A 12046-nucleotide genomic window follows, 5' to 3' on the forward strand; every position below is an offset into this window, starting at 1 on the left:
GATTGAATCATGATGAGGTGAAAAAAATGAATTTCGGAAATATCGCAACAGCTATGATTACACCTTTTGATAAAAAGGGCAACATTGATTTCCAAAAGCTATCAATTCTCATTGATTACTTGTTAAAAAACGGCAGTGACTCTTTAGTCGTTGCAGGGACAACAGGCGAATCGCCAACTTTATCGACTGAAGAAAAAGTCGCTCTTTTTCAGCAATCGGTGAAATTAGCAAATGGTCGTTGTAAAATCATTGCAGGAACAGGCAGTAATAACACAAATGCGTCTATTAAACTAACGAAAAAAGCAGAAGAAGCGGGCGTTGATGCAGTGATGCTTGTCGTACCTTACTACAACAAGCCATCACAGGAAGGCATGTATGCACACTTTAAAGCAATTGCCGAGTCTACATCTCTTCCTGTCATGCTTTACAATGTACCAGGAAGAACGGTTGCTTCATTAGCACCAGAAACAACGATTAAGCTTGCGCAAATACCGAACATTGTCGCAATCAAAGAAGCAAGCGGTGATCTAGATGCCATGACAAAAATCATTGCAGAGACACCAGAAGATTTTGACGTTTACTCTGGTGACGACAGCCTAACGCTTCCTGCGGTTGCGATTGGTGCAAGAGGAGTTGTCTCTGTGGCTTCTCATATCGTAGGCCTTGATATGCAGCAAATGCTAAAAAGCTACGCTTCAGGACAAACAGCGAATGCGGCATTGATTCATCAAAAGCTGGTGCCGATCATGAACCAGCTTTTCTCAGCGCCAAATCCAACGCCTGTCAAAACAGCTCTTCAGCTGAAAGGATTAGATGTCGGATCCGTTCGACTCCCGCTTTTACCTTTATCAGAAGAAGAAAGACTGAATTTAAGCAGCGTATTAAACAGCTGATCAAAACAAAAAAATTCGTAAGCGGTCATTCTCAGATGTCCCTGGGTATGACCGTTTTTTATACATAAACACTTTCTTAAAATGTGACTTCATCTTGTTTTCTAAAATTAGATTCAGTTATAATAGCATTAAGCGATGATGGACGGGCTTGAGACTAGGAGGATAAGAATTTTGAAAAAGAAAAATACAGAGAACGTAAGAATTATTGCACTGGGAGGCGTTGGAGAAATCGGGAAAAACTTATATGTCATTGAGATTGATTCCGACATATATGTTGTAGATGCAGGACTCATGCATCCAGAAAACGAAATGCTAGGCATTGACGTGGTCATTCCTGATATCTCTTATTTAACAGAACGAGCTGATCGGGTGAAAGCAATTTTTCTTACCCACGGACATGATGAAGCAATCGGAGGCGTATTCCATTGCTTAAGCAAATTGTCTGTACCAGTTTACGGCACGAAGCTGACCCTTGCGTTACTTCGAGAAAAGTTAAAGCAATACGGCTTCAATCAAAAAGCTGATTTGCGCGAGGTTCATGCAAAGTCAGTCATTACATTTGAAACAACAAAGGTATCGTTCTTTAGAACGAATCACAGTATTCCTGATTCAGTCGGAATCAGCTTCAAAACATCTCTTGGTTCAATCGTATGCACAGGTGATTTTAAATTTGATCAAACCCCAGCGCTTAACCAAGCCTGTGACATCGGAGAGATTGCGAAAATTGGAAACAATGGCGTTTTAGCACTTCTTTCAGACAGTGCAAATGCTGAAAAACCAGGCTATACACCTTCTGAGGCGCTCGTCCAAGACGAAATCTCAAATGCGATGTACAATGCTGAAAATCGTGTGATTGTCGCTGTATCTTCATCAAATATTAACCGTGTACAGCAAATCATTAATGCCACAAACCAAAATGGCCGTAAGCTTGCAGTAGCAGGAAAAAATATGATGACAACGCTTCAGCTTGCGATCAAACTTGGTTATGTGACAGCAGACGAAGAATTATTTGTTCCAGTCCAAGAAGTGAAAAAAATGGCGAAAAACAGTGTGGTCATTCTCACAGCAGGAAGCCACGGTGAGCCTCTCGCTGCTTTAACAAAAATGGCGAAACAAAATCACAAACAGCTTCATATTGAAAAAGATGACACGGTTGTGATTGCGTCTACACCTCTTCCGGGACAAGAACTCACCTATTCAAAAACGGTGGATTTCCTTACAAGAAGCGGAGCACAAGTGATTTTTGCTCAAAAACGAGTGCATGTATCTGGACATGGCTGTCAAGAAGAGTTAAAGCTCATGCTGAACTTACTGAAGCCGAAGTATTTAATTCCTGTAAATGGGGAATATCGCATGCAAAAAGCACATTCTCGTATTGCTGAAGAAGTGGGCATGAAACGAAGCGACATTTTCTTAATTGATAAAGGGGATGTTGTGGAATTTAGAGGTCAAAACGTCAAAATCGGTGAAAAAGTACACCAAGGGAACATTTTGATCGACGGTCTTGGCGTTGGTGACATCGGGAATATTGTCTTACGTGATAGACGCCTATTGTCTCAAGATGGCATCTTAATTGTAGTCATTACACTCGATAAACAAAAGAAACAATTAATTTCTGGACCTGAGATCATCACAAGAGGATTTGTTTATGTAAGAGAATCCGAAGAGCTGATTGTGAAAGCAACAGAAATGGTCAAAGGGATTGTGAAAGAGCAAACGGAAAACTCAATTGTTGAATGGTCAACACTGAAACAATCCATGCGCGATGTACTAAATCAATTCCTATATGAAAAAACTAAACGTAAGCCAATGATCATTCCAATTATTATGGAAGTGTGATGAGAAAAGCCCAAGGAGCACAAGCTCTTTGGGCTTTTTTGATGTGACATGATGAATGCGGATGGAATGTGACGATCTTGTTCATAATAGGAGGAGAGTTTTTAGGAAAGGATGGAGACAAATGGACGAACAGAATGAACAGCAGCCTGAGCGAAAACCAGAAGAAAAAGATAGCATTATGAGCAAAATACAACAGCTTGGTGAAACAGCCGTCCCGCAGTTGTCACAAGATACAAACATACATTGCCTCACCATTATTGGACAAATTGAAGGGCACATGCAGCTGCCGCCACAAAATAAAACAACCAAATACGAACATGTCATTCCACAAATCGTAGCAGTTGAACAAAACCCAAAAATTGAAGGACTTCTAATTATTTTAAATACAGTCGGCGGCGATGTAGAAGCAGGACTAGCCATTGCGGAAATGCTCGCTTCTTTATCCAAACCGACTGTATCCATTGTGCTTGGCGGCGGCCACTCTATTGGGGTCCCAATCGCCGTATCGTGTGATTATTCATACATTGCCGAAACAGCAACGATGACCATTCACCCTGTACGCTTAACCGGTCTAGTCATTGGTGTTCCGCAAACCTTTGAATACTTAGATAAAATGCAGGAAAGGGTCATTAATTTTGTCACGAGTCACTCAAACATTACAGAAGAGAAATTTAAAGAGCTTATGTTCTCTAAAGGCAATTTAACAAGAGACATCGGGACAAATGTCGTTGGTCATGAGGCGGCTGAATACGGACTGATGCATGAAGTCGGCGGCGTTGGACAAGCGATTAAAAAGCTGAACGAGCTTATTGGCGAACGGGCTGCACAAAACGAGGGGCTGATCCAATGATTTTATATACAACTATGCCTTATGAAGCCATTTACGCTGAGGAACAAGGAGAGCGCAAACTCCAGCAGGTATACATTCAGGGCGTGCCAGTGATGGTTGAAATGAAAGAAGATGAAGCGGAAATCGTTCAAGTAATGAGTACCAATCCAATGGACTTTTTGAATCAAGAGCTTGCACCAGGTAAGCGATTGAAGTTACATTTAGGCACCAATCAAACCGACTCATATGAATGATTCTATGCTATAATAAAGGGAAAACTTACAACAAGATGCAGCCAAAACCAGGCTGCTTTCTTTCTGATCTTTTCGTAGGTTATATTTTCTTTTGTAGTAAGGTGATGAGTATGGCGAAAAAGAGAAAACGTAAAACAAGAAAAAAACAAAATAAACAGCTAAAACTGAAATATGAACTAAATGGGTTAGTCTGTATTGCCATAGCGATCATTGCCATTTTACAGCTAGGTGTAGTTGGACAAACCTTTGTACATCTATTCCGATTCTTTGCAGGTGAATGGTTTATTCTCTGCCTTATCGGATTATTTCTTTTTGGTGTGACGATCTTTTGGAAAAAACAAATTCCTGATTTACTGACAAGAAGAAAAGCAGGTTTATACTGCATCATTGCGAGTATCTTGCTTTTGTCCCATGTGAAGCTTTTTCAGCATCTTTCAGCTGCAGGCGTGATAGGTTCTCAAAGTGTAATCAGAAATACGTTTGAGTTATTCTTAATGGATATGAAAGGTGAGACAGGCTCGCCCGATTTAGGAGGCGGTATGATCGGTGCTGTATTATTTGCGGCCTCCTATTTCTTGTTTGCACAAGCAGGGTCGCAAATCATGGCCATTGTGCTAATGCTGATCGGCATTGTGCTGATCACAAACCGGTCACTGCAAGAAATGGTCAAAAAAGTGACGCTGCCTGTATCACAATTTTTGGTGAAGCAGTGGAAAGCATTTATTGAAGATATGAAAGGCATAAGGCAGGCGAAAAAGAATGCACCTGCGCAGAAAACAAGTGAAAAGAAAAAACGTTCACGGTTGCAAGAAGAGACCGAAGAAGATCATGATCATATCTTGATCGAGGAAGAAGAGCAAGCTTCTGACAATCGTCAGCCGATTATCTCAAGTTTTGCTGATCGAGATGACATGCTCACACCGCAAGTTCAAAAAGATCAGCCGGTCAATGAGCCAGATCCTCTTCAAGAAACTGTACAAGGCACTCCGTCTCATGATACAGGGGATGAACCGAAAGAAGCTCCGCCTATGACGTTTACGGAGCTTGAAAACAAGGATTATGAGCTGCCATCGCTTGATATTTTAGCTGAGCCGCAGCATTCAGGTCAGCAAACAGATAAGAAGAATATTTATGAAAATGCAAGAAAGCTTGAAAAGACCTTCCAAAGCTTTGGTGTAAAAGCAAAAGTGACACAAGTTCATTTAGGGCCGGCCGTCACAAAATATGAAGTATACCCTGATGTCGGCGTGAAGGTAAGTAAGATCGTCAACTTGAGTGATGATTTAGCCCTTGCATTAGCAGCAAAAGACATTCGAATTGAAGCGCCGATTCCTGGTAAATCCGCCATCGGAATTGAAGTGCCCAACGCAGAAATTGCAATGGTTTCTTTAAAAGAGGTTTTAGAATCGAAACAAAATGACCGCCCAAATGCCAAGCTGCTCATCGGACTGGGCCGAAATATTTCTGGTGAAGCTGTGCTTGCTGAAATGAACAAAATGCCGCATTTACTTGTGGCTGGCTCAACAGGGAGCGGAAAAAGCGTATGTATCAATGGCATTATCACAAGTATTCTCATGAGAGCAAAACCTCATGAAGTGAAGATGATGATGATTGACCCGAAAATGGTTGAATTAAATGTTTATAATGGCATCCCGCATCTGTTGGCTCCAGTTGTGACTGATCCTAAGAAAGCCTCACAGGCACTTAAAAAAGTGGTTAGTGAAATGGAGCGCCGTTATGAATTGTTTTCTCATACGGGCACAAGAAATATTGAAGGGTACAATGATTACATTAAACGAATGAATCAATCAGAAGAGGCGAAGCAGCCAGAACTACCTTATATTGTCGTCATTGTAGACGAGCTTGCTGATTTAATGATGGTTGCTTCCTCTGATGTAGAAGATTCCATTACAAGGCTTTCTCAAATGGCACGTGCTGCGGGGATTCATTTAATTATTGCTACACAAAGGCCTTCTGTTGATGTCATTACAGGTGTCATTAAAGCAAATATCCCTTCCCGTATTGCATTTAGCGTATCGTCACAAACCGATTCAAGGACCATTCTTGATATGGGAGGCGCAGAAAAATTGCTGGGTAGAGGGGATATGTTGTTCTTACCTGTCGGTGCGAACAAACCAGTTCGTGTACAAGGCGCCTTTTTATCAGATGAAGAAGTGGAACATGTCGTTGATCATGTCATCACACAGCAAAAAGCACAATATCAAGAAGAAATGATCCCAAGTGAAGAAACGCAAGATCAGCTTGGGGCTGTGGACGACGACTTATATGATGAAGCAGTTGAACTGATCATTGGCATGCAGACGGCCTCTGTTTCTATGCTGCAAAGGAGGTTCCGCATCGGTTATACCCGTGCTGCACGTCTTATTGACGCAATGGAAGAGCGCGGGGTTGTCGGACCATATGAAGGAAGTAAACCGAGAGAAGTCCTCCTCTCAAAAGAACAACATGACGAGCTCTCTTCATAATTCGAAGAGAGCTTTCCTAACATGAAGTTAACGATATATTGATTATGTTAACTGGATGTCAGACTATTTATTTATTTGCAAAAACGTGATATAGTTATGTTCATCTTATCTCGGAATAGAGATTTCTCATCTTATCATTTGCATTGATTAGACGGAGGGAAAACATGTCGACCAAAACAGACAATCGCCATTTATATTTGAAAGTGATTGACCGTATTAAAGAAGATATTCAAACAGGTGTATATGCCGAAAAAGAAAAGCTGCCTTCTGAGTTTGAGCTCTCAAAGCTTTTAGGCGTGAGCAGAGCGACCCTTCGTGAAGCCCTTCGTATATTAGAAGAAGAGAAGTATTTAATTAGAAGGCATGGTGTGGGAACTTTCGTCAACTCAAGACCGCTTTTTTCTACTGGCATTGAACAGCTGACAAGTGTCACAAAAATGATTGAACAGGTCAATATGACGCCAGGTACCATCTTTTTGTCCTCACAAGAAGGAGAGCCGACAGAGAATGATGTCATTCGTTTTCAGTGTGATGAATCCGAGAAGGTTTTTTCAATGGAACGCGTTCGAACAGCAGATGGACAGCCAGTCGTCTATTGTTTAGATAAAATTCCGGTCAAACATCTTCCCGCTTCTTTTACTCATGAGGAAGAATCGCTTTTTGAGCTGTTTGGCAGAGAACCGCACAGCGGAATTAAATATGCAGTGGCAGACATCGAACCGATTGGTTATCACGATCAGGTTTCACCGATACTAGAATGTGACCCAGAAACAGCCTTACTATTACTGAAACAAATGCACTATGATCAAGATGATCAGCCGGTCTTATACTCGCTCAATTATTTTCGAGCGGATAAATTCAGCTTCCATGTCATACGTAAACGATTTTAACAAAGCAGTCGCTTCCATAGGCGGTTGCTTTTTGTTTGCCCATACATAAAACCCGTGAAACATGCCACACTAATACGTAACAGTATATAGAATTGGGTGAATGATGTTGGGCGAGAAAACAGTCAGTAAAAAGAATATTATTGCATTATCATCAGTGCCTCTAATCATGACACTTGGGAACTCGATGCTAATACCCGTATTACCAGAGATAGAAAAGAAACTCTCGATCACTTCCTTTCAAGTGTCACTCATTATTACGGTATACTCCGTAGTGGCGATTTTGTGTATTCCGATTGCCGGTTATTTATCTGACCGAATTGGGCGGAAAAAGGTACTTTTGCCGTGTCTTTTAATCGCAGGACTTGGAGGAGCTGTGGCAGCTGTTGCCTCAACCATCATGAAAGAACCCTATATGTGGATTCTATTTGGCAGGGTCCTTCAAGGAGTTGGCTCAGCCGGGGCAGCACCTGTCGTCATGCCGTTTATTGGCGATTTGTTTCACGATGATGAAGAGGTAAGTGCGGGACTTGGAGCCATTGAAACTTCTAATACAGCTGGAAAGGTACTAAGTCCTATTATTGGGGCACTTCTCGCTTCTTGGTTTTGGTTTGTACCGTTTTGGTTCATTCCATTCTTTTCAATCATCAGCTTTGTGATGGTACTGTTTATGGTTGAATCCGCAAAGAAAGAGGAAGATCCGCCTACATTTAAAGAGTTTTTAAAATCAACAAAGACGATTTTTAAGCATGAAGGACGTTGGCTTTATGCCATTTTTGCTATTGGCGGTTTTATTATGTTTCTTCTTTTTGGCGTGCTCTTTTATTTATCAGATAACCTAGAGGCGGCGTATCAAATAACGGGTGTCAAAAAAGGCTTGCTGCTAAGCATCCCGCTCCTTTTTTTATCAATCAGCTCGTACATTGCAGGGAAAACAATTGGAAAAGAAAAGGGGAAAATGAGGATATTTCTCATCGTTGGTATGGCTCTTTTATCACTTTCGTATATATTTTTATGGTGGAATCACAGTTTTTACGTGTTGTTTGTCTGCTTAAGTATTGGCGGCGTAGGGATTGGCATTGTGCTTCCAGCACTTGATGCGTTGATAACAGAAGGGATTGAAAAAGAGCAGTGCGGAACCATTACGTCATTTTATAGCAGCATGCGGTTTATCGGTGTTGCTTTAGGGCCTCCAATTTACGCATTTCTGATGGATAAAGGAGACGCCATCGTTTTTATTCTATCGACCATATGTAGTCTCATTTCATTATTTTTGGTCCTCTTTTTTATCCAGCCAGATGAAAAGGATGAAAGTGAACAATTGAAAACGGTTTAAACATAGAAAAAAGACGGTATTTTGCCATCTTTTTTCTTTTTTATAAATTGACATGTAAAATTTTGATAGTTAAACTAATGTATAGTAATATCTTTTAAATTATCCCAAATAGGAGGTGTTCAAAAACATTCATTTTCTGTCTTTGTTTTAAGGCAGAAATTGAGCTCGTGGCTGATGATGGATATGCGTTTCTTCAACACGAAAGGACAATTGAATAGGTCATCCTGCCATTAGCACGTTGAAGGAGACGAAGTCAGCACTTCAGACACGCTCAAAAACAGCAAATTGATTGATGAACTAGAAGGAGCTTGAAGCAGCTATGTTGCAAATAATTAAAGCAAGATGGATTGTATTAATGGTGTGGATGATAACAGCTGTGATTCTGTTTATTACTGCGCCCAATTTAGAGGAATTAACAAGAGAAAAAGGGCAGTTAAAGGTTCCAGAGGGGACACCAACAGCTGAGGCACTTCACTTATTGGATAAGCTTTCAGATCATAATGGGAAAAAAGATACTGGTGTGATTGTATTCTCCGAACAACATTTGTTCCCTGCAAAAGAGCAGGAATTAAAAAAGGCTTTAGCTGCACTCATGACACATGCCCCAGAACTCCACATTGACGGAATTACTTCGTATTTTCATGTAGAACGTGACATTCAAAAACAACTTTTATCAAAGGATAAAAGTACACTTCTTGTTCCATTCAAATTCGACCACTACGAAACAAAAGCTGTGAAGGTTAAAGAACGAATTGAGGAAGTTTTAAAGCCCTACAACGTCTCATATGAAATGACAGGTCAAAAATTTGTGGACTCAGATGTCATTAAAAGCTCTCAACAAGGTCTGAAGAAAACTGAACTTATTACGATGATTTTTATTTTCTTTATTTTAATAATTGTATTCAGATCGATACTGGCACCTGTTGTTCCGCTTATTACGATTGGCATTTCTTATGCTGTCAGCCGGTGTATTGTGGCTTTTCTCGTAGAATATACACCATTTCCTATTTCTAATTTCACTCAGATTTTTATGGTAGCTATTATGTTCGGTATAGGAACGGATTATTGTATATTACTTTTAAGCCGTTTTAAAGAGGAGATTGGTCAGGGGCGTGATGTCAAAGAATCGATTATCATCACGTATCAATGTGCAGGGAAAACAGTCTTTTTCAGCGGTTTAGCTGTGTTAGTCGGCTTCTCAAGTATTGGTTTTGCAAAATTCCAATTGTACCAATCAGCCGTCAGCGTTGCCGTAGGCGTTGGCATCCTGCTCATTGCACTTGTGACAATCGTTCCCTTTTTTATGTCGGTTTTCGGAAAATCCCTTTTTTGGCCGTCTAAAAGAGAAAACATTCGTCATCCACAAAGTAAGATATGGGAATGGGCAGGGCGCTTTTCATTTAAAAGACCGCTCATCAGCTTAGGTGTAGTTGCACTCATCACTGTTCCTCCGATTCTGATGTATGACGGCACTCTTTCTTATAATAGTTTAAATGAGATTGGAACTAAGTATGAGTCAGTGTCTGCATTTAATACGATATCTGAGCAATTTGGCTTTGGTGAAGCGCTGCCGCTGAATGTGCTTGTCGAAAGTGACAATGAGCTCGATAATCAAGAAAAGATTGTCATGATTGAAAAACTCACCCGTAAGTTAAATGACATTGAGGAAGTAAAAGCGGTTCGCAGTGTCACTCGCCCGGTTGGAGATGGGTTAAGTCAGCTCTACGTTACCTCTCAAGCGAAAGAGCTGGGAGGAGAGCTTGGGAAAGGTCATGAGGGCATCGGGAAAATTACAGATGGCTTGACCGAAACAAACTTAGCACTTCTCAAACAAAAACCAAAAATTGAAGAATCCGCTAAAGGGATTGATCAGTTGATTGATGGGACAAAAGCCATCAAAGGCGGGATCGGAGAAGTGAGGAAATCACTCATTTCTTTAGAGGATGGTGTTAGGCGCAGTAAAGAGGGCGTAGGAACCATTCGCACTGAAATCAAACAAGCGAAAAAAGAATTAGAGCAAGAATACCGCAGAAGTGAAACCATGATTCAAGACCTTGAACGAGTCGTAAGCACACTCGAAGGTCACGCAACATCAAATGAGCAACTGATGACAACGATTAAGAAAGTGAAACAATCCTATGAAAACGTATCATTTGAAGGACTTGAAAACCGGCTTCCAGAAATCAAAGATATGAATGAATATAAAGAAATCAAAAAAGTATTCAAAGACACAAAAGGAATGCTCGATCAAGCTGGAGAGCAAATGAGCGTCTATGAAGAGGAAGCATCTGCCTTTAAACAAAAGATCAAGAAAGCAGATCAAGTCATTCAAACGTTCTCAAGCAAGCAAAAAGAAATCAAACAACAAGTAAAGGCGCTGATGACAGGTCTAGATCAAATTTATGATGGTCTTGATGAAACGAATAAAGGACAAAAACAGCTCATCAAAGAAATGCCTAAAATTGAAGATGGTGCAGATCAACTGACTGATGGCCAAAAAGCCGTGAAAAAAGGGTTTAACCAGCTATCATCTAAACTCTCACTATTAACAGATGGATTAGATGAAAGTATTTCCGGACTTGAGCAAGTAAAAAGCGGCTTTACCGAGGCGGACAGCTACTTAAAACAGCTTCAGGAAGCACCAGATGAAGAAGTAACGGGCTGGTTTATACCAGAAGAAGTACTGAAACGCCATGAATTTAAGAAAATATTTAATACGTATATGTCCCCAGATCGTAAATTAACAACCTTTGAAGTGATTTTAAATGTAAATCCATACAGCAATGAAGCAATGAAAGGTGTAGCAAAAATTGAAGAAACCCTTGATCAATATTTACCTGTAAGTGGTTTGAAAAACGCCAACTACGGTGTATCTGGTATCTCCAGTTTAAATGTTGACTTAAAAGAAACGTCAGACGGTGACTTTATTAGAACGGTTATTTTCATGTTAATTGGTATCTTTATTATTTTAGTTATATTATTAAGGTCAATCGTCATGCCGATATACTTAACACTGTCACTCATATTAACGTATTTTACATCCATTGGCTTAACAGAATGGATTTTCAAAACATTCTTTGGCTACGATGGTGTCAGCTGGGCTGTTCCATTTTTCAGCTTTGTGATCCTTGTGACCCTCGGCATTGATTATTCGATCTTCCTCATGGATCGTTTTAATGAATGGAAGGGAGAGCATGTTCAAGCATCCATGATATCAGCGATGAGAAATATGGGGTCGGTCATTATTTCAGCAGTTGCTATTTTAGCGGGTACTTTTGCTGCGATGCTGCCCTCGGGTGTATTATCATTAGTTGAAATTGCAACGGTCGTACTCATTGGACTTTTATTATATGCTTTTGTTGTTCTACCACTCTTTATCCCGGTCATGGTTCGCATCTTTGGAAAATGGAATTGGTGGCCGTTTAGAATGAAATAACAACCTGCGTCTCTGCTTTTAGCAGAGGCGTTTTTATTTCCTATCCTTTCCTCTGATTGATATAATGACTATTAAATGGCTGTTTC

General features: G+C 40.4%; 8 protein-coding genes. All 8 read left to right on the forward strand.

The genetic code is table 11. The annotated features are described in order from the left end of the window. Positions 1-26: 26 nt before the first annotated feature. The 8 genes from dapA to KVT11_RS04270 all read left to right on the forward strand — a co-directional run bounded on the left by dapA (position 27) and on the right by KVT11_RS04270 (position 11960). The gene (gene dapA / locus KVT11_RS04235; protein ID WP_019744174.1) at positions 27-893 is read left to right on the forward strand and encodes a 4-hydroxy-tetrahydrodipicolinate synthase; all 867 of its coding nucleotides are present in this window, start codon (positions 27-29) and stop codon (positions 891-893) included. Between the two features lie 171 nt (positions 894-1064). Next, positions 1065-2732 (forward strand): ribonuclease J2, encoded by a 1668-nt coding sequence (gene rnjB, locus KVT11_RS04240; RefSeq protein WP_008344715.1) that lies wholly within the window; start codon positions 1065-1067, stop codon positions 2730-2732. 121 nt (positions 2733-2853) lie between these two features. Next, positions 2854-3582, forward strand: a complete 729-nt coding sequence (locus KVT11_RS04245; protein WP_008344713.1) for a ClpP family protease — start codon at positions 2854-2856, stop codon at positions 3580-3582. After that, the gene (locus tag KVT11_RS04250; RefSeq protein ID WP_041090415.1) at positions 3579-3815 is read left to right on the forward strand and encodes a YlzJ-like family protein; all 237 of its coding nucleotides are present in this window, start codon (positions 3579-3581) and stop codon (positions 3813-3815) included. Before KVT11_RS04245 ends, KVT11_RS04250 begins: the two co-directional genes overlap by 4 nt. A gap of 110 nt (positions 3816-3925) precedes the next feature. After that, entirely contained in the window at positions 3926-6301 is a 2376-nt protein-coding gene (locus KVT11_RS04255) for an FtsK/SpoIIIE family DNA translocase (RefSeq protein WP_017359059.1), read from the forward strand. 164 nt (positions 6302-6465) lie between these two features. Continuing rightward, the gene (locus tag KVT11_RS04260) at positions 6466-7191 is read left to right on the forward strand and encodes a GntR family transcriptional regulator (RefSeq protein ID WP_008344706.1); all 726 of its coding nucleotides are present in this window, start codon (positions 6466-6468) and stop codon (positions 7189-7191) included. A gap of 103 nt (positions 7192-7294) precedes the next feature. After that, positions 7295-8524, forward strand: coding sequence for a bacillibactin exporter BcbE (bcbE, locus tag KVT11_RS04265; RefSeq protein ID WP_227820623.1), 1230 nt, complete (start codon positions 7295-7297; stop codon positions 8522-8524). 319 nt (positions 8525-8843) lie between these two features. Then, a complete protein-coding gene (locus KVT11_RS04270) occupies positions 8844-11960 on the forward strand; it encodes an MMPL family transporter (RefSeq protein WP_210552442.1) in 3117 nt (1038 codons plus the stop codon). Positions 11961-12046 lie beyond the last annotated feature (86 nt).

Source organism: Bacillus sp. GbtcB10, assembly GCF_019091365.1.
Taxonomy (GTDB): domain Bacteria; phylum Bacillota; class Bacilli; order Bacillales; family Bacillaceae; genus Bacillus; species Bacillus altitudinis.

Excerpts from the sequence above, each read along its gene's own strand:
- KVT11_RS04260 (WP_008344706.1), top strand. The coding sequence starts at position 6,466 with ATGTCGACCAAAACAGACAATCGCCATTTATATTTGAAAGTGATTGAC.
- dapA (WP_019744174.1), top strand. The coding sequence starts at position 27 with ATGAATTTCGGAAATATCGCAACAGCTATGATTACACCTTTTGATAAA.
- KVT11_RS04250 (WP_041090415.1), top strand. The coding sequence starts at position 3,579 with ATGATTTTATATACAACTATGCCTTATGAAGCCATTTACGCTGAGGAA.
- KVT11_RS04255 (WP_017359059.1), top strand. The coding sequence starts at position 3,926 with ATGGCGAAAAAGAGAAAACGTAAAACAAGAAAAAAACAAAATAAACAG.
- bcbE (WP_227820623.1), top strand. The coding sequence starts at position 7,295 with ATGTTGGGCGAGAAAACAGTCAGTAAAAAGAATATTATTGCATTATCA.
- KVT11_RS04245 (WP_008344713.1), top strand. The coding sequence starts at position 2,854 with ATGGACGAACAGAATGAACAGCAGCCTGAGCGAAAACCAGAAGAAAAA.
- KVT11_RS04270 (WP_210552442.1), top strand. The coding sequence starts at position 8,844 with ATGTTGCAAATAATTAAAGCAAGATGGATTGTATTAATGGTGTGGATG.